Origin of the sequence: Variovorax sp. 770b2 (genome assembly GCF_900115685.1) — a bacterium.
Lineage (GTDB): Bacteria > Pseudomonadota > Gammaproteobacteria > Burkholderiales > Burkholderiaceae_C > Variovorax.
The window spans coordinates 196,526-213,693 of sequence record NZ_FOXJ01000009.1 but is presented as its reverse complement, the minus strand read 5'-3'; the positions used below and the strand labels follow the sequence as shown (position 1 = coordinate 213,693).

The following is a 17,168-nucleotide window of genomic DNA, read 5'->3' as shown; positions in this document are numbered from 1 at the left end:
CCGGCCAAGTTCATCGAAGGCGGCCTGAACGGCGTGGTCGAGGACCCGTTCGGCGCGGGCACCTGCCTCATCCTGGTGGGCCTGTTCTTCGCGGGCAAGCTCTACCGCATGACGCTGCTGACCATCAGCGACTACTACCGCGAGCGCTATGGCCGCAGTGTCGAGGTGGCCTGCACGCTCATCATCATGCTGAGCTACCTGGGTTGGGTCTCGGCCCAGGTCACGGCGCTCGGGCTGGTGTTCAACGTGCTGTCGGCCGGTGCCATCAGCATTCCGCTGGGCATGGTGATCGGGGTGGTCTCGATCCTGGCCTACACGCTCTTCGGCGGCATGTGGTCGGTGGCGGTGACCGACTTCATCCAGATGATCATCCTGGTCGCGGGTCTGGCGATCATCGCGATGTTCGCCGGCAACATGGCCGGCGGCGCCGACAAGGTGGTGGCCTTCGCGGTCAGCAAGGACCTCTTCAAGTTCTGGCCCGAGCCCAACTGGCACGACATGGTGTTCTTCTTCGCGGCGGCCATCACGATGATGCTGGGCTCCATTCCGCAGCAGGACGTGTTCCAGCGCGTGATGTCCGCCAACAGCGTCAAGGCCGCCACGCGCGGGCCGGTGATCGGCGGGGTGGCGTATATCCTGTTCGCCTTCGTGCCGATGTTCCTGGTGGCCAGCGCGCTCCTGATCATGCCGGAGGAGGTGGCCGTGCTGCTGAAGGAAGATCCGCAGAAGGTGCTGCCCACGCTGGTGCTGCAGAAGATGCCGTTCGTGATGCAGGTGCTGTTCTTCGGTGCGCTGCTGTCGGCCATCAAGTCGACCGCCTCGGCCACGCTCCTGGCGCCCAGCGTCACCTTCACCGAGAACATCTGGCGCCAGTTCCGCCCCGCGGGTACCGACCGCGAGAACCTCCGGACCATGCGCATCACGGTGCTGCTGTTCAGCGCCGCCGTGCTGGCCTACGCCATCCGCATGCAGGGCACGCCGATCTATGAGCTGGTCTCGGGCGCCTACCAGGTGCCGCTGGTGGGGGCGTTCGTGCCGCTGGTGTGCGGGCTGTACTGGCGCCGTGCCACCACGCAGGGGGCGGTCGCGTCGATCCTGCTGGGCATCGGTACCTGGCTGCTGTTCCTGGCCATGCCCTGGGGCGCCGTGTTCCCGTCCCAGTTGGCGGGTGTGCTGGCCGCGTTCACGGGCATGGTGGCCGGCTCGCTGCTGCCGCAATTTCTCGCAGATAGGAACATCTGCCTAAATCCCGAACCATTCCACACTTCAGTCAACACGCGATGAAAAGACAAGAATCGCTGACCGGTCGATCGTCTTGGCTGCGATGAACCGCATGGTGGAGCGCCCAACTGCCTCGCCGATCGCCTCAGCGGCGAGTTCATCGTTCTCGTAGGTCGAGTCGCCGTTCGTACTCACGGTGCCAGCCCTTCAACGCATTCTGGGTGCGATCAGCCGCTCCTGGTTCCTTGGAAGACGCTGGGCACCCAGCCCGCATCTTCGATGAGATGGCGCTCCAAGTGGACGCTGAAGAAGATGTGCAAGAGCATCGCGCGCAGCACCTCTCAGGAGCGATGGCGGGACGCCCTCTCTTGACGTCAGCCTCATACATGCCTGCGAACAGGCAGTCCATCTTCAGCAGTCTTCACTGACCATCGCTCGGATCGGACGCAGAGGGTAAGTCGCAGGCACGAATCATCCAAACGGTGCATCGAATCAGCCCGGCGAGCTTCTACACGTCGCGTGCGCCGATCTGGGCTGGAGACGAGCCGGCGTGCGCGCAGACAGCGTTCCCGATAACCACTGCCCGAACTGCAAGTGCAGCCCTGAACCAGGGCGTCGCCAAAGTCCAAGCTAGGATTGGCGCGCTCATTCTTTGAGAACACCGTGTGCGCAGGCGCGCGCACGATAGTGGGCGAGGACATGGAGGCTCCGTTCTCCCGATGCGCTTTGCGCACGCCTCAGGTTATTCCCTTGTGCGCAAGGTATTGGGCGACGTAATGGTTCCATGCCGCCGTCTGGCCACGGTTGACGCGCCCGTTAGCCTTCATTTCCTGGAATGCCAGTTCGGCTCTCTGCGTACCATCCAGTTCCGGTAGGCCTGCAATGGCGTTGTAGTTCTGGTTCGCGATCAGGTCGGCGCGGCCGATCGCGATTGCGACCTTTGATCGCATCAGCACCGAGTTCGCCTCCTTGCGAAGAGTGAGTTCCGCGTATAGCTCGGCCGCTTGGCGTGTCGCCGGGCCATGGCTCCACAAGGCCAGGGGGCCGGCTTCAAACGCGGTGCGCTGCGACGCGTTGGCAAGCTCGTAGGCGAAACTCAGGGCCGCCTCCTCGTGCGTTAGGTTGGCGTTGATGCATATCTCGCGTCGTCCGAAGTGGGTGTTGGCCTTGGACTGCGAGTTAGTGTCGCCCGCGTAACGAAAGCCCATCTGGCCGACTTTGCGCTCCAGCGACAGAGCCTCTGTCGAGCGCGAGAAGGCGGCGTACATGGCCTCTTCGTCGAAGTGGTTGGACGGGCGCGGGGCGTGCTGCGAGGCGCCGAAGACTGCGCGCGATGCTCCGCTGCTGCTAGTCGGGCTATGGCGGCGCGGGGCGGACTGGCCAGCGACCGTGCGCGAGCTTCGGCGGTCAGGCATGTCATCGTGCGACGCGCGGGAGACGGATGAACGCGTCACTGGCTGCGATGCGTGGTTTAGCGACCCACGCTCGGGAGGACGATCGGAGTTACCAGCGACGCGATTGAACATGACGGGAGTCCTTCTGAAGAGCCGAGGCGACTATTTGATCTCTGCTATGTTCGAATACGCAGGCGGCAGAGCAGGCCGTTCCCGATCAGCAGGCAAGCACGATCAGGACGAATCATGTCTTGCCGTGGTCCGCGGGCCGGGTCCAGTCAACGAAGTGTCGTTGGAGAACCCGAAGTGAAGGGAAGGTTCGCAAGCGTCTTTCGGCGCCATCGAGACCAGATGATCCCCCTCGATCGGGAAGCCTGAAACGGGCCGCCTTACTGCGCAGGACTGATGCCCGAGCGGCATCGCTTCTGGCAACACCAGGGTGAGGCGAACACAGAGGGCTCCATGTGCAGGGAATCGGATGCGTCGTCATGCCCGAACATCAACGGCTTGGGCATCGCCACATGTTTTCGCAGGGTCCGTGAGTTTTGAGCGCCCGGCGCTCAGAATTCTGCGCTGTTCCAAAATGCGACCGCCGCTACTGCAACCCGCTTCCACTGGTCTTTCTCCAATGACAAGGGCAGCCGTGGGTAATAGGTCCGTGTGGGGGCAGTTCCACGCCGCGCACCGGGTCATCGGCAGCATGTCGTAAATCGGAGCCAGTTGCAGATGCGCCGGCCGCCGACCCTGGGTTGGCTGGAACGACAGGTTGCCATCGTGCATGTCGGAATTGCCGATGAGTTGTCCAAAATGCCCAAGGAGACCGATGCGGCCAAGATCACCGCCAGTGATCCATCCCATCTTGGTCAGGGGACGGACACTCTCCTCCCAAGGGCGCCCGTCGGGACCGACGAAAGTCGAGTTCAGGAGACGACCGGAGCGCGACCGAAATTCGCCGCCCGCCGATGAGCCAGCTACTCCAAGCTCCAGCGCTTGAGCCGCGAGCCTGGCGTATGCCTCGACCAATTGGTGATCGGCTATTCCATACGGTCCTTCGCGGTCATTCAACGTCTGCACGTGCTCGAGGCGCTTCCTGGCCGCCGCTTCGCCCACCAGGAGGTGTCCCGGAGCCTCGCTGCCAAGCAGGGAGAGTGCATACAGCACATCGTCGTCGGACCAGTTCACCGGGTCGTCGCTCATCCTCAGCAGGGCTGCATGATGTTGCGCGAAGCCGAGCCCGAGAAAGCCCTGTCACCGCATGTCCCGCATCAAGTAGTCGATGGCCTCCCGCAGGGCGTCGAGCGCGTTACCAGGTAGATCGGTGAGGACGACCTGGCGATGAGGTTGCGCAGCGTGGCGCGCGGGCTTGAGGCCAGGCCGGGCGAGCCGAGCGAGACCGACACCGACACGTCGAGCCCGTCCGAATTCGATGCGCCCGAACAGAAGCCCTTGATACCGTCGATCTCCAGCCCGTCGGGCGTGCGGTTCGCATGCAGGCGCGTGTCTTGCGCATTCACCGCATTGCCCCAGAACCAGCGGTGCTTCACCGCCTGCCCCAGCCAGAGCGCCTGCTGCGCCTCGGAGCTGAAGAGCAAGATGCTCGCCACCTGCGCGTACTGGAAGCTGAACAGGTGCACGAGCGAACTGTCGGCTCGCGCGAGCCGCCGCAGGATGCGGAAGGTCCCCAGCCATCGCGCCTGCTGCCCGCCAAGGGCGCAAGAAATGGCGAGCGTCAGCAGGCCGCTCTGGCGCAGCAGCGAGCGCGTCAGCCAGCGTCTAGACGATGGAGGAGAGGTCGCCGAAGTCTTCCGCGAACGGCTCGGCAAGGGAGGTACAAGAAGAAAAGGAGGACAAGGGATTCCGCTCGGCCGCAAGGAGCGAGGAATGCGCTCGACAAGGGGGCCGACGAGCCTAGGAACGCACGTCGGTTCGCGGAGCCAAGGATTCGGCAGGCGCCAGCCTCAACGCCGGTGATCGACCCTGCGCGCCAGCCACTCGCCACCGAACTGGATCACCGAGACCAGCGCGATCAGGATCACGATCACCTCGAACATCACCCGGGTTTCGTAGCGTTCGTAGCCATAGCGGATCGCCAGGTCGCCGAGTCCGCCCGCGCCCACCGCGCCGGCCATCGCTGATGCGTTGACCATGGCGATCACGCTGACCGTCATGCCGCCGATGATGCCTGGCAGTGCCTCGGGCAGCAGCACGTGACGCACGATGTGCCACCGCTTGCAACCCATGGCACGCGCGGCTTCGATCAACCCGCCGTCGACATCGTTCAGGCTCACCTGCGCGATGCGTGCGTAGAACGGAATCAGGTTGGCTGCCAGCGGCACCACGGCAGCCCAGGTGCCCAGCGTCGTGCCGACGATGAAGCGCGTGACGGGCAGCAGCGCGATCAAGAGGATGATGAAAGGAATCGCTCGGCACACGTTCACGGCGATCGACAGCATCCGGTGAAAACGCGGCCTCGGGTAGAGGTTGCGCGGCGCGGTCACTGTGAGCACCACGGCCAGCACCAGGCCTAGCGCGATGGCGATGAAGGCCGACACGCTCACCATCGCCAGCGTCTGAAAGAACGCCTGGATGTACTTGTCAATCAGCGGTGTGGACATAGCCCAATACCTCGATGCGATCGGCCGCGAGCGCCAGCCGCGCAACTTCCTTGTCAAACGGACGGTCCGCGGCAGCCGGTACGGCCACCAGTAGCCGGCCCTGCGCGTGGCCCCGGATGCGGTCCAGCCCGCCGTGCAGCCATGTCGCGCCGGGTCCGAGCGCTGCCAATGCCTCGAAAGACACGCCCTGCGGACGCGAGGCGCCGTCGAATCCCAGGCTCAGTACCGCCTTGCCCGGTCGCCCTGCCAAGCCCGCGAAGTCGGGCACCAGCGCTGCGGCCAGATCGGACGGCAGGTCGTGCAGCAGCGGCTGCAGCAGCGCGCGCGTAGCCTCGGCCTCGGGCTTGCCGAACACGCGCCAGACTTCGCCCAGTTCGACTAGGCGCCCCCCATCAAGCACGAGCACGCGGTCGCACACCTCGCGGATCACCCCCATGTCGTGTGTGATGAGAACCACCGTCAGACCGAATCTGCGGTTTATGTCACGCAGCAGCGCAAGGATGGACTGTGTCGTCTCGGGGTCCAGCGCCGAGGTCGCCTCATCGCACAGCAGGATCTGCGGCTTGTGCACCAGAGCGCGCGCGATGCCCACGCGTTGCTTCTGACCGCCTGAGAGCTGCGCCGGATAGACCTCGGCCTTGTCACTCAACCCCACGAGGTCCAGCAGTTCGTCGACGCGCTCCCGGATGCGTGCCGGCGCACTGCCCGCCACCTTCAGCGGCAGCGCAACGTTGTCGCGCACTGTCTTGGCCGACAGTAGGTTGAAGTGCTGAAAGATCATGCCGATGCGGCGGCGTAGAAGAACCAGCCCGTCCTCGTCCAGGCTGCCCACGTCGACGCCATCGACGTGCACGCTACCGTCGTTGGCCCCCTCCAGCACATTGATGGTGCGCAACAGGGTCGACTTGCCCGCCCCACTGCGCCCGATGATCCCGAAGAACTCGCCGCGCGCGACCGAGAAAGACACCGCCTCCAGCGCCCTCACCGGCCCTGCCGAGCCCGCGTAGTCCTTGCGGACCTGATCGAAGACGATGTGGGCTGGCCCCGCGGTTGTCGATTCGGTGCTCAGAAAACCGGCAGGACCGAGCCCTGGTACTTGGTCTGGATGAATTTGCGGACTTCCTCCGACTGGTAGGACTTGACCAGTTGCTTTACCCACGCGGCGCCCTTGTCCTGCTCGCGAACGACGATGATGTTGACGTAGGGATTGTTCTCCTTTTTCTCGACCGCGATGCCGTCGCGCGTGGCGATCAGACCCGCCTGATAGGCGAAGGTGTTGACGATGGCGGCCGCGTCCACGTCTTCCAGCGAGCGCGCGAGCACCACCGAGGCGGCCTCCACGAGCTGCACCTTCTTCTTGTAGCCGGTCACGTCTTTCAACGTGGCAGTGCCGGCGAAGGGATCGAAGCCGTCGCGCAGCGTGAGCACGCCCTGGTCGCGCAGCACCACGAGCGCGCGCGTCTGGTTGCTTGGGTCGTCCGGGATGCCGAGCTTGGCGCCATCCGGCAAATCCTTGAACGCCTTGAACTTCTTCGAATAGAAGGCGATGGGCGAGATGTAGGTACTGCCCACGTTGACCAGCTTGTAGCCGCGCTGCTTGACCTGGTCGTTCAGGAAGGGAATGTGCTGGAACGAATTGGCTTCGAGGTCGCCGTTGTTCAGCGCTTCGTTCGGGCTGGCCGATCCGGTGATGACCACGGGCTTGACGTCGAGGCCATTCTGCTTGGCGACCTTGGCGACTACTTCCCAGATTTCTTCGTCGACGCCGCCGCGCACGCCCACGCGCAGTGTCGAGGGCTGGGCCACGGCGGCGGTGTGGGCCCATAAGGCCGTCGAGGCTAGGAACATCGCGCACAAGGCGCGCAACACATTGCGGTTCTGCATCTCTTTTTTCTCTCTCTGATCCTTGCGCGGAATGCGCAGGCCGCCGATCTTCAAAGGATGGCGCGCGGCGGAGAAGGAAAGTTTTCGAGGAAGCTATCTCGCGCAGCGAAGAAGCGCGCTCTAGCGGGCGTGAAGCCACCGCGCATGCAACCACCGCGCCAAGCCATCCAGCAGATAGCCGAAGGCTCCGATCAGCACGATGACGGCCATGAGCTCGGAGTACGCCAGGCGATCGCGTGTGTCCAGCACGAAGTAGCCGAGTCCAGCCGACACGCCCAGCATCTCGGCCGGAACCAAGACGATCCAGATGATCCCGATGGCTAGGCGCACGCCCGTGAGGATGTGGGCGGTGATGCCCGGCAGGATCACCCGCAGCACCATCTCGCGGCGCGTGGCCGAAAGGCCGCGCGCCAGCATGAGCCAGTGCGGATCGATCTGCGCCACCCCTGCAGCTGTGTTCAGCAGGATTGGCCACACCGCCGCAAAGGCGAGCAGGAAGTACACCGGCAGGTCGCCCACGCCGAGCACCATCACGGCGATCGGCATCCACGACAGCGGCGAGATCATCCGCAGGAACTGGAACATCGGCGTGGAGGCCTGTGCGAACCCGCGCGACAAGCCGGTGAGCACGCCCAGCGGCACGCCGAAACCGATGGCCAGCAGAAGCCCAACGGCCACGCGCTGCAGGCTCAGCAACGCGTGGTACCAGATGTCCGGTGCTGCCAGCAGGTGGACTAGCGCAGTCAGCGAAGGCATTGGCGCGAACGCCGCGGCCACCGGCGTGCGCTGCGTAAGCAGCACGCTGCCGGCCCACCACAGCGCCAGCACCAACGCAGGGCCGGCAAGCGACAGTGACCAGCGCTGCCGCACCTCAGGCCGCAATGGTTTCGCGGCGGCTGTAGTCCGCCGCCACGCCAAATACCTGGGGGCCACCGACGCTTTCGATGGCCTTGCGCACGAACCGGTCGTCGACGAGGTCTCGCTCCACGAACTTCGGATCGAGCGCGCGCAGGAATGTGTTGTCGCCCTCGACTTTGGTGCCCTGTACCGCACGCACCAGTTGCTCTGTGTACGAGGCGAAAGGGTACGGTTGGAAGTCGATACGCCGCTGGGTCCATCCCTTGTGACGCACCACGCCGCTGGCCTCGTAGCTGGCGTAGTCGGTCGATGCAAGCACCTTCGCCAGGGTCTGCGTCGGGTGCGGCGTGTAGCGGCGCTCGCCCGCGCTGGAAAGCAGGCGCGCCGCATCGAGCCGGTTGTCGCGTATCCAGAGCTGTGCCTTCACCAGCGCGCTGGTCACGCGCTGCGCCCACTCGGGTTTCTCCGCGATATCGCGCTCGGCCAGGAAGGTCACGCAGCAGGCGTGGTCCTTCCAGATGTCGCCCGAGAAGCGCAGGACCTTGCCGACGCCGGCGATCTCCGCCGCCGCGTTGAAGGGCTCCGCCACGATGAAGCCGGCGATCGATTTCCCCGCCAGCGCCGACACCATCTCGGCAGGCGCCAGCACCACGAGGTTGACCTCCTTGGGCCCGATGGCCCCGCTGGCCGCGCGCGTCACCGCGGTCAACCCTTCGGTGCGCAGCAGGTCCTGCAGCAGCACGTTGTGGATCGAATACCAGAACGGCACCGCCACGGTCCTGCCGCCCAGGTCGGCGAGCTTGTTCACCTCGGGCAACACCGTGAGCGCGGAGCCGTTGACGTGGTTCCAGGCCACGATCTTCGCGGGGAACTTGGAGCCGTAGCGCACCCACAACGTGGCCGGCGTGAGCAGGTGGATCACGTTGACCTGGCCGGCGACGAAGGCCTCGACGATCTGTGCCCACGAGCGGAACATGCGGGGCGTCTCGGCACGCAGCCCCTCCTTGTCGAACAGGCCACGCGCGTGGGCGATCAGGAGCGGTGTAGCGTCGGTGATGGGCAGGTAGCCGATCTTCACGGGCTGGTCGTCGCCCTTGAAGCCCTGCGCCATCGCGTCGCCCGCCGTGAGAAACGGTGCGGCCACGCCGGCACCGGCCAATGCCGACAGGCGCAGCATGTCGCGCCGCGTCAGGCCGCAATCGCAGGCCGGCGAAGCGCAGACGTGGGGGCTGCGAACGGAGTGTGCAGCAACGGGCGTTCGGTCAGTCATCGGGAATGCTTTCGGGAGATCAAATGAGGGTTGCGTCAGCCGGCAAGCGGGCAGAAGCGGTGATGCCGCCCGGCGCGCGGGCGGCGTGCAGCGCAGCGAGGAGGTCCAGGCGCAGGGCCGTGAAGGCCGCGGCATCAGCTATGCGCGGCCGCGCAATGTCCACCCGCCACTCTCGCACGATGCGTCCCGGCCGGCCGCCCATGAGCAGGATGCGGTCACCGACCAGGATCGCCTCGTCGATGTCGTGCGTGACCAGCAGCGCGGCGGTTTGCCAGCGGTGCACGACGTCGACCAGCAGTTCCTGCATTTCGGCCCGCGTTATCGCGTCGAGCGCGGAGAAGGGTTCGTCAGCCAGCAACAGCACCGGCTCGCGCGCGAGCGCCCGGGCCAACGCCACGCGCTGTGCCATGCCGCCCGAAAGCTCTGCGGGGTAGAGGCCACCCTGCCCCGCTAAGCCCACGGCCTCCAGGGCTTCCTGTACGCGTTGCGCGCGCTGGGCGCGTTGCAACAGCGGCTGCCGTGCGAAGTCCAAGCCGAAACCGGTGTTGCGCGCGGCGTCAAGCCAGGGCAGAAGGCCAGGTTGCTGGAACACCATCGCCGCGCGGGGATGCGGCGCGGACAGCGGCTCTCCCAGAAAACGGATCTGCCCCGAGGTCTGCCCCGCATGCGCCGGCTCCAGATGCGCGAGCGTGCGAAGGAGCGTGGATTTGCCGCAGCCGCTGCCGCCGAGCAGGCAGACGATCTCGCGTGGCGCCACCTCGAGCGACACGCCGGTAAACACCGGTTTGCCCTTGGCGTAGCCAAAGGCGAGATCGCGCGCCTGAAGCACCGGGTGCCGCAGGTCCGCGGCGGTCGTGTCGCTTGCGTTCACGGTGCGCTGGCGGCCGCTGCAGCCTGCTGGGCCGCGCGCTTGGCCAGCTCGCCCTGCAACTGAACGACGCTTGGTGTGACGATCGGAATGAAAGCTGCCTCGCGCCAGCGACGCGCGAAGGTCAACGGCTGGTCCCGGTGGTAGCCGCGGCCGCCGCTGGCCTGCAGTTCCAACTGCACGGCGCCTTGTGCGATATCCGCCAATGCCAGCCGCGCCCGGAACAAGGCCTCCGGCTGTGTGCGAAAGCGTCTGTCGGCCAGCCCTTCGTAGAGCGCATCGACAGTGGCGGCCAATCGCTCCTGCTGTGCGGCAATGGGGCCCTCGAGCACCGCCCGGCCCGCACCGCTGCGTTCGGCCGCCGTGGCCAGTGCGGCGCGTGCGAGTCCGATCGACAGGCCGCATTGCAGGCCCAGAAAGTCCGGCCGTATCGCGGGAAGAAAGCGGTTTGCTTCCTCGTGGATCACCTCGGCCGCCTCCAATCGCGCGCCCTCGATGTGCAGCGACGCCGTGTTGCTGCCCCGCAGGGCGATCAGGTCCAGGTCGTCGCTACGCGTGACGCCCAACTGTCCCGCCGTCAGTACTGCCACCAGCGGCGCGCCACCCTTGGCACGCTGCACCGCTACGGCCGCCGCGAAGCCTTGAGGTCGCAGGTTAGTGCACCACGGCACTACGCCATCGAGCCGCCACCCCTCGCCCTCAGGCGTGGCCGTGATCTGCAGCGACTCAATGCCGCCCAGATATTTCATCGCGTTCGAGAGACCCGTGGCGCCCGCCTGCGAGCCGTTGAGCAGGCCTGGTAGCCAGCGCTCTCTCAACCCGGCGTTGGGAGACTGCAGCAGGTATTCGATGAATGCGCGCTGTCCCCAGAAAGTGAATGCGGCCGCCAGCGAGTAGCCGGCTACCGTGGCAATCGCCTCGACCGCATCGCGCACGTCACCGCCCTGCCCGCCGAGGTCTCTGGGTACACCCAGTCCGAACAGGCCTGCGCCCGCCAACCGCGGCACGACCTCGGAGGCCAGCGCATTGCCGGAATCGAGCAACTCGGCGCTGTCGTCCAGCCAGCGACGGTCGGCCTCAGCCAGCATGGCCGGCAGCTCTCTGAGCTTCCAACAGGTTCTCCGGCAGGTACGGTTGCAACTGCGGATTGACCGGACTGCCCGCCAGGCTGTTGGCGAAATTGCACAGCGTGGCCAAGCTCACGCCGAGTACCACCTCCAGGACCTGCCGTTCGGAAAAGCCTACGCCGCGAAAAACCGCGAGCGCGTCGTCGGCCACCTTGCCGCGCGTGGCGATCACGGCTTCGGTGAAGACGCGAACGGCATCGAGCCGTGGCTCGCCGCTCGCTTCGCCACGTTGCAGCTTGCCCACGGCCTCCAGCGGCAGCTTCGCCTGCTTCAAGGCAGCGGCGCTGTGGCCCGCTACGCAAAAATCGCAGCCGTGGATGCGTGCCGCCGTGATCTGCAGCGCCTCGCGTTCGGCCAACGACAGTTCTCCACGCGCCGTGGCCTGCGCCACGCCGAGGTAGGTTTCCAGCGCTTGCGGCGAGTTGGCGAGGATGCCGATCAGGTTCGGCAGAAAACCGCTGTTGGCGATGGCGCGTTGCACCAGGGGGCGGCTCTCGTCGGGCGCGGAGGTCTCGGTCTGCAGGGTCAGGCGTGTCATGGCGTTGCTTGGTTCGAAGTGATTCGGCGTGAGGTGCCGATTCTTCAGGTGCGGGCCCGGCGTATCAATGACCGGAGGTCGCGCATCTATGCCGGTTCGTCCCGGCGCGCGCGCTGCCAGGCGCCGGGCTGCTCGCCCATCACGCGCTTGAAGGCTCGCGAGAACGCGGCATAGGACGCATAGCCCACGGCCTCGGCTGCTTGGCCGATCGATTCACCCTGTGCCATACGCCGTGCTGCGACCTGCATGCGCAGCAGCAACAGGAACTGCAATGGCGATTGGCCGCAGGCTTCGCCGAACTGGCGGAAGAAGGCCGTGCGCGACAGATGAACCCGATCGGCCATCTCCGTGACCGTCCATGCACGCGCGGGCTCCTGGAGGATGTCAGCCAGCAGAGGTGCGAAGCCGCGCTTGCGCAGCAGGGTCCAAAGCCCGTGCGCATGCATCTCGCTGCGTGCTGCGTGCCGAAGGCCGTAGAAGAACAGAAGGCCGGCGAGCCGATCCATCGCCACCGAAGGCTCGGTGCCGGCGCGTTGCGCCTCGCTGCGCATCAGGTCGAACAAGGTGGCCGCCGAGGCCATGGCCAGATCGTCCGCCCGCAGCACGAGGCATTCGGGAAATGCCTTGGCGATGACGTCCCGGAACGGCCCGTCGAACGAGAAGAAACCACAGGCCAAGCCGGTTTCGCCGAGCGCGCCTGTGCCCGAGAACTGCTGCATCGTGCGAGGTGCACAGTCGATGGCCGGGTCCGCATAGGGCGAGAGAAAGTGCGGCACGTCCTGCATCAGGAACACGCCGTCGCGCGGAGCCAGTTGCACTGATGGGCGCCCCGGCCTGTGCAGCCAGCAGCGGCCTTCCAGGATCAGATGAAAGCTCGCTCGTGCCCGGCCCGCTGTCGACGCGCGCCAGCGGCCGCAGTACTGACCCACATGGAACAGCGTGGCACTCCATTCGAGGCTGCCCAGGAGCCAATCGACCACCCGGTCGACCTGTCCGTCGAAACCGGCCTCGGCCGCTGGGGAAAAGGCGTCGAGCAGGCGTGCGGAAGACATGGGGCCCGAGTGTGGCCGAGCACCCGGGCAAGCGCCAAAGAACGATTCGTCGTGAGCTTATGCCACAGCAGTCAAGGATGTGGTTGCCGGGCGCCGGCGCCATGCATCCACGCTCCAGGAGCCCGCTCCGGCTGCTGAGATGAACAGGAAGATGAACGAGAACAGCACAGCGGCCTCGCCCTGGTTCAGGAACGGTACGAGCACAGAGCCCTTGGACGCGTGCCCGAGGAAGTACGCGAACGCCAGTAGCCCCGAGAGCACGAATGCCACCGGCCGCGTGAACAGGCCGACCAGCAACAAGATGCCGCCGAAGAATTCGAGGATGCCCGCAACCCCGATCAGCGAGACGATCTGCAGGTTGTCGAAGAAGGCCACATGTGGAACGCCGAAAAGCTTGGCCGAGCCGTGCTGGATCAGCAGGTAGGCCGAGACGATGCGCAGCACCGAGAGTGCGGACGGAACCAGGCGGTCTGTGTTGGAAAGGCTCATGCGATGGACTCCGGAGAAGTGGTCGGTGATTGACCAAGCGGATTCTGCGAGCGCCGGCACGGCGCCCCAAGCACGAAATTCGCGCTTTCACTTCTGTTTTCCGTGCAGCGCCCGCGGTGCATATCCATAGCGGATTCATTCTTTGGTGGTTGCGGCGGGCAACGATGCCTGAACGCGCCGATGGCTGATTTGCGCATATGCACATGCGCAATGGGCGCATGCGAGGGGAGCGAACTTTCTTAGCATTCCGACGCACCGCATTCGCGCCCAAGAACTTATTCCCATGTCCCTGTCGATAGACACCGCGCCCTTGCGCGTCACCGAAAATGGCGGCGCCGAAACACTTCACATCGGACTTATCGAAGCAGCACTTGGCGCTGAAGTCACCGGCCTCGATGCCGCCCAGCCGCTTGAAGCTGGCCAGGTACTCGCGCTGAAGCAAGCGTTGCTCGAACGGCACGTGCTGGTCTTCAAGCGTCAGCGACTCGCCGACGGGCAGTTCGAACGGCTTGCCAGCTACTTCGGCAGCGTGTTTCGCCCGCCCGCCAACGTGCCAGTGCTCGGCTCCGACCCCTACGGCGGCAACACGCCCGATATTGTGTTGGTGTCGAACCTCGCAGGCGGCGTGCTCGGCCATGACGAGCTCGCGGCGCATGCGGATCACCACTGGACGCCGGTGCCCTCGTCGGGCTCGCTGCTTTATGGAATCGAGGTGCCTTCGGAAGGCGGCGACACCACTTGGGTCAACCTCGCGGCCGCCTGGGATGCGCTCGACGCGGGCACCCAGCGCGAGATCGCGGACCTGAAGCTCATCACCTACAACCCGTTCTTGCGCAAGCTCAAGCCGCTCACTACGGGCTTTCCGCTCTACCGCACGCCCGATATCGAACCGCTCACGCCATTCGAGGTGCATCCGCTGGTACGTACCCACCCCGACAGCGGCCGGCGCATTCTGCACCTGGGCGAGAAGACCGAGGTTGAGATCGTCGGTGTCGATCCGCAATACGGCGCGGCGCTCATTACCCGCCTGCGCGCGCACCTGCTGCAGCCGCGCTTCGCTTACACGCACCGCTGGTCGGTGGGCGACATCGTCTACTGGGACAACCAGGCGACGCTGCACGCGCGCAGCGCCTTCGACAACGGCGAGCGGCGTGTGCTCAAGCGCATCAGCCTCTCGGGCAGCCGCCCGTACTGAACCCGCCAGCCGGGCGCTCGCGAGTCCACCCGGACCCAAAGCACCGGATACTCCATGGCCCCCCGCCGCCCCATCCTTCTGAACGCGTTCGACATGAACACGGTCGGCCACATCTCGCACGGGCTGTGGCGGCATCCGCGCGACCGCTCCATCGACTACAAGCGGATGCCGTACTGGCTCGACCTGGCTCGCACGCTGGAGCGCGGATTGTTCGACGGCTTGTTCCTCGCCGACGTGTCGGGCGTGTATGACGTCTGGGGCGGGAGCCCCGACGCGGCGCTGCGCCACGCGATCCAGGTGCCGATCAACGACCCGGCCGTGCTGGTGAGCGCCATGGCCAGCGTCACACGGCACCTGGGCTTCGGCATCACGGCGACGATCTCGGCGGAATCGCCACACACCTTTGCGCGACGCATGTCCACGCTGGACCACCTGAGCGAAGGCCGCATCGGCTGGAACATCGTCACGGGCTTTCTGGACAGTTCCGCGCGCGCCCTCGGGCAGAGCGCGCCGCTCAGCCACGATGCGCGCTACGACCGAGCGGACGAATTCATGGACCTGGTCTACCAGCTGTGGGAAACCAGCTGGGACGACGACGCGGTGGTGGCCGACCGCGCGAGCGGCATCTACACCGAACCGGCTCGAGTGCGCCGCATTCGCCATGAAGGCCCGGCCTACCGGCTCGATGCGATGCACCTGTGCGAGCCCTCGCCGCAGCGCACGCCGCTGTTGTTCCAAGCCGGGGCGTCGCCGCGCGGCACCGCCTTCGCGGCGCGCCATGCCGAGGTGGTGTTCGTGCCCAACCAGGGGTTGAAGGCGACCGCGCAGGTCATCCGAAAACTCGAAGCCGCGCTGACCGCGGTCGGTCGCACGCGCGACAGCGTGCGCTTCGTCACCACGCTGCAGGTGGTCACCGGCCGCACCGACACCGAGGCGCGTGAGCGCTTCGACGAATACCGCGGCTATGCACAGCCCGAAGCCGGCCTCGTGCAGTTCTCGAGCGCCATCGGCGTGGACCTCTCGCGCTTCGGCCTCGACGATCCGGTGTCGGGCGGCAGCGCCGATGCGATCCAGAGTTCGGTGTCGTCGCTGGCCGGCCAGGGCGGCAAGCCCTCGCCCACGGTGCGCCAGTTGCTCGCGCAGATGCCACTGGGCGGACGCCACACGCCCGTGGTCGGCAGCCCGGCGCAGGTCGCCGACGAGATTGAGGCCTGGGTCGACGAGGCCGGTGTCGACGGCTTCAACCTCGTGCGCACGGTGAGCCCCGAGGGGCTGGAGCACTTCGTTGACCTGGTGGTGCCCGAACTGCAGCGCCGCGGCCTGCACAAGACCGCGTACGCCAATGGCGTCTGGCGCGAAAAGATCTTCGGCACCGGCCAGGCGCGGCTGCCGTCCACGCATGCCGGCGCCCAATGGCGCGACCTTTCACAACAGACCCCATGACCCTTGAATACACACCCGTGCGCACCGCACACGCGCATGTCATCCGCGACGACGCCGAGGCGCTTGCCGCGGCCCGCGTGCTGGCCGACGAGTTCGCGCCGGGCGCCTCAGAGCGAGACCGCGGACGCCGCCTGCCCTTCGACGAGGTGGAGCGCTTCTCCGCGAGCGGCCTCTGGGGCATCACCGTGCCGCGCGCGTTCGGCGGCGGGGCGGTCTCGCACGCCACGCTCGCAGAGGTCACGGCGCTCGTCTCCGAGGCCGACCCGGCCCTCGGCCAAATTCCGCAGAACCACTATTGCCTTGTCGATGCGGTGCGCCTCATCGGCAACCCGGCGCAGCAGGACTTCTTCTTCCGCGAGGCGCTGCAAGGCCGCCGCTTCGGCAACGCGGTGTCCGAGAGCGGCGGCGCCAACGCCAAGGTGGTGACGGCGCGCCTCTCGCGCACGCCCGAGGGCCTCCGGCTGAACGGCCGCAAGTTCTACAGCACCGGCGCGATCTTTGCGCACTGGGTGCCGGTGGCTGCCAAAGACGAGGAAGACCGGCAGGTGCTGGTCTACTTGCCGCGCGAAGCCCCGGGCCTGCAGGTGCTCGACGACTGGACCGGCTTCGGCCAGCGCACTACCGCGAGCGGCACCGTCACCGCGGAGAACGTGGCCGTCGACCCGCTGCATGTGCTGCCGCGCGCGCAGCTGTTCGAGCCGCCGACCATCCACGGTCCATTCGCGCAGCTACTGCACGCGGCCATCGACCTGGGCATCGGCCGCGCCGCCATGGCCGACCTGCGCACCTGGGTGCGCGAGCGTGCGCGGCCCTGGCCTGACAGCGGCGTGGCACGCGCGGCGGACGATCCGCTCACGCTCAGCCGCGTCGGGGAGCTGGTGATCCAGTTGCATGCGGCCGAGGCGTTGCTGCAGCGCGCCGGCGTGCGCCTAGACCTCGCGCGCGACGAGGCCACGCCCGAGCACGTCACCGAATCATCGATCGCCGTGGCCGAAGCCAAGGTGCTCACCACCGAATTCGCGCTGCGCGCGGCCACCACGCTGATCGAACTCGGCGGCACCCAATCGACGCTGTCCGAGCACAACCTCGACCGCCACTGGCGCAACGCCCGCACCCACACCGTGCATGACCCGGTGCGATGGAAGCCGCATGCCGTCGGCAACCACTGGCTCAACGGCACAACGCCGCAGCGCCACGCTTCGCTATAAGCAACG

General features: G+C 66.4%; 18 protein-coding genes and 1 pseudogene. 4 read left to right on the top strand and 15 right to left on the bottom strand.

The features are described 5' to 3' along the window. A partial coding sequence (locus BM133_RS31735; RefSeq protein ID WP_093443039.1) for a high affinity choline transporter 1 occupies positions 1 to 1,284 on the top strand: 1,284 nt, incomplete at its 5' end. Here BM133_RS31735 and BM133_RS35300 read toward each other — a convergent pair. The 15 genes and pseudogenes from BM133_RS35300 to BM133_RS31665 all read right to left on the bottom strand — a co-directional run bounded on the left by BM133_RS35300 (position 1,267) and on the right by BM133_RS31665 (position 13,316). Further along, positions 1,267 to 1,416, bottom strand: coding sequence for a hypothetical protein (locus BM133_RS35300; RefSeq protein WP_177225009.1), 150 nt, complete (start codon positions 1,414 to 1,416; stop codon positions 1,267 to 1,269). The genes BM133_RS31735 and BM133_RS35300 overlap by 18 nt on opposite strands. Before the next feature lie 30 nt (positions 1,417 to 1,446). Beyond that, positions 1,447 to 1,689: pseudogene (locus tag BM133_RS31730) on the bottom strand (IS5/IS1182 family transposase); the annotation flags it as partial. Positions 1,690 to 1,958: 269 nt separating this feature from the next. Beyond that, positions 1,959 to 2,489, bottom strand: a complete 531-nt coding sequence (locus tag BM133_RS31725; RefSeq protein ID WP_093443037.1) for a hypothetical protein — start codon at positions 2,487 to 2,489, stop codon at positions 1,959 to 1,961. A gap of 612 nt (positions 2,490 to 3,101) precedes the next feature. Then, positions 3,102 to 3,812: a hypothetical protein gene (locus tag BM133_RS31720; protein ID WP_093443035.1), complete on the bottom strand. Its 711-nt coding sequence runs from the start codon at positions 3,810 to 3,812 to the stop codon at positions 3,102 to 3,104. 68 nt (positions 3,813 to 3,880) lie between these two features. Next, positions 3,881 to 4,438 carry an acyl-CoA dehydrogenase family protein gene (locus tag BM133_RS31715; protein WP_256219419.1) on the bottom strand — a complete coding sequence of 186 codons (558 nt, stop codon included), beginning with the start codon at positions 4,436 to 4,438 and terminating at the stop codon, positions 3,881 to 3,883. Between the two features lie 135 nt (positions 4,439 to 4,573). Continuing rightward, positions 4,574 to 5,230, bottom strand: coding sequence for a methionine ABC transporter permease (locus tag BM133_RS31710; RefSeq protein ID WP_093443031.1), 657 nt, complete (start codon positions 5,228 to 5,230; stop codon positions 4,574 to 4,576). Beyond that, positions 5,211 to 6,299 carry a methionine ABC transporter ATP-binding protein gene (locus BM133_RS31705; protein WP_093443073.1) on the bottom strand — a complete coding sequence of 363 codons (1,089 nt, stop codon included), beginning with the start codon at positions 6,297 to 6,299 and terminating at the stop codon, positions 5,211 to 5,213. Before BM133_RS31705 ends, BM133_RS31710 begins: the two co-directional genes overlap by 20 nt. After that, entirely contained in the window at positions 6,296 to 7,114 is an 819-nt protein-coding gene (locus tag BM133_RS31700; protein WP_093443071.1) for a MetQ/NlpA family ABC transporter substrate-binding protein, read from the bottom strand. The genes BM133_RS31705 and BM133_RS31700 overlap by 4 nt, the downstream gene beginning before the upstream one ends. 120 nt (positions 7,115 to 7,234) lie before the next feature. Next, positions 7,235 to 7,984, bottom strand: coding sequence for an ABC transporter permease (locus tag BM133_RS31695; protein WP_256219418.1), 750 nt, complete (start codon positions 7,982 to 7,984; stop codon positions 7,235 to 7,237). 1 nt (position 7,985) lies between these two features. Next, the gene (locus BM133_RS31690; RefSeq protein ID WP_093443029.1) at positions 7,986 to 9,242 is read right to left on the bottom strand and encodes an ABC transporter substrate-binding protein; all 1,257 of its coding nucleotides are present in this window, start codon (positions 9,240 to 9,242) and stop codon (positions 7,986 to 7,988) included. 19 nt (positions 9,243 to 9,261) lie between these two features. Continuing rightward, on the bottom strand, positions 9,262 to 10,113 hold the full coding sequence (locus tag BM133_RS31685; RefSeq protein ID WP_256219417.1) for an ABC transporter ATP-binding protein: 852 nt from the start codon (positions 10,111 to 10,113) through the stop codon (positions 9,262 to 9,264). Then, complete coding sequence (locus tag BM133_RS35660) at positions 10,110 to 11,198, bottom strand: acyl-CoA dehydrogenase family protein (RefSeq protein ID WP_093443028.1); 1,089 nt, start codon at positions 11,196 to 11,198, stop codon at positions 10,110 to 10,112. Before BM133_RS35660 ends, BM133_RS31685 begins: the two co-directional genes overlap by 4 nt. Continuing rightward, positions 11,188 to 11,775 (bottom strand): carboxymuconolactone decarboxylase family protein, encoded by a 588-nt coding sequence (locus BM133_RS31675; RefSeq protein ID WP_093443026.1) that lies wholly within the window; start codon positions 11,773 to 11,775, stop codon positions 11,188 to 11,190. The genes BM133_RS35660 and BM133_RS31675 overlap by 11 nt, the downstream gene beginning before the upstream one ends. 86 nt (positions 11,776 to 11,861) lie before the next feature. Then, positions 11,862 to 12,827, bottom strand: a complete 966-nt coding sequence (locus BM133_RS31670) for an AraC family transcriptional regulator (protein WP_093443024.1) — start codon at positions 12,825 to 12,827, stop codon at positions 11,862 to 11,864. A 57-nt stretch (positions 12,828 to 12,884) separates the two neighbouring features. Next, a complete protein-coding gene (locus BM133_RS31665; RefSeq protein WP_093443022.1) occupies positions 12,885 to 13,316 on the bottom strand; it encodes a DoxX family protein in 432 nt (143 codons plus the stop codon). Positions 13,317 to 13,599: 283 nt separating this feature from the next. Here BM133_RS31665 and BM133_RS31660 point away from each other — a divergent pair, with 283 nt between their 5' ends. The 3 genes from BM133_RS31660 to BM133_RS31650 are packed head-to-tail and all read left to right on the top strand — an operon-like array spanning position 13,600 to position 17,162. Beyond that, positions 13,600 to 14,511, top strand: coding sequence for a TauD/TfdA dioxygenase family protein (locus tag BM133_RS31660; protein ID WP_093443020.1), 912 nt, complete (start codon positions 13,600 to 13,602; stop codon positions 14,509 to 14,511). Between the two features lie 54 nt (positions 14,512 to 14,565). After that, positions 14,566 to 15,954, top strand: coding sequence for an LLM class flavin-dependent oxidoreductase (locus BM133_RS31655; protein WP_093443018.1), 1,389 nt, complete (start codon positions 14,566 to 14,568; stop codon positions 15,952 to 15,954). Further along, positions 15,951 to 17,162, top strand: a complete 1,212-nt coding sequence (locus BM133_RS31650; RefSeq protein WP_093443016.1) for an SfnB family sulfur acquisition oxidoreductase — start codon at positions 15,951 to 15,953, stop codon at positions 17,160 to 17,162. The genes BM133_RS31655 and BM133_RS31650 overlap by 4 nt, the downstream gene beginning before the upstream one ends. Positions 17,163 to 17,168 lie beyond the last annotated feature (6 nt).

What these genes read in the sequence shown, in the direction of transcription:
- BM133_RS31690 (WP_093443029.1), bottom strand. Translation starts at nt 9,242, where the DNA reads ATGACTGACCGAACGCCCGTTGCTGCACACTCCGTTCGCAGCCCCCAC.
- BM133_RS31650 (WP_093443016.1), top strand. Translation starts at nt 15,951, where the DNA reads ATGACCCTTGAATACACACCCGTGCGCACCGCACACGCGCATGTCATC.
- BM133_RS31675 (WP_093443026.1), bottom strand. Translation starts at nt 11,775, where the DNA reads ATGACACGCCTGACCCTGCAGACCGAGACCTCCGCGCCCGACGAGAGC.
- BM133_RS31655 (WP_093443018.1), top strand. Translation starts at nt 14,566, where the DNA reads ATGGCCCCCCGCCGCCCCATCCTTCTGAACGCGTTCGACATGAACACG.
- BM133_RS31665 (WP_093443022.1), bottom strand. Translation starts at nt 13,316, where the DNA reads ATGAGCCTTTCCAACACAGACCGCCTGGTTCCGTCCGCACTCTCGGTG.
- BM133_RS31660 (WP_093443020.1), top strand. Translation starts at nt 13,600, where the DNA reads ATGTCCCTGTCGATAGACACCGCGCCCTTGCGCGTCACCGAAAATGGC.
- BM133_RS31700 (WP_093443071.1), bottom strand. Translation starts at nt 7,114, where the DNA reads ATGCAGAACCGCAATGTGTTGCGCGCCTTGTGCGCGATGTTCCTAGCC.
- BM133_RS31725 (WP_093443037.1), bottom strand. Translation starts at nt 2,489, where the DNA reads ATGTACGCCGCCTTCTCGCGCTCGACAGAGGCTCTGTCGCTGGAGCGC.
- BM133_RS31670 (WP_093443024.1), bottom strand. Translation starts at nt 12,827, where the DNA reads ATGTCTTCCGCACGCCTGCTCGACGCCTTTTCCCCAGCGGCCGAGGCC.
- BM133_RS31710 (WP_093443031.1), bottom strand. Translation starts at nt 5,230, where the DNA reads ATGTCCACACCGCTGATTGACAAGTACATCCAGGCGTTCTTTCAGACG.
- BM133_RS31720 (WP_093443035.1), bottom strand. Translation starts at nt 3,812, where the DNA reads ATGAGCGACGACCCGGTGAACTGGTCCGACGACGATGTGCTGTATGCA.
- BM133_RS35660 (WP_093443028.1), bottom strand. Translation starts at nt 11,198, where the DNA reads ATGCTGGCTGAGGCCGACCGTCGCTGGCTGGACGACAGCGCCGAGTTG.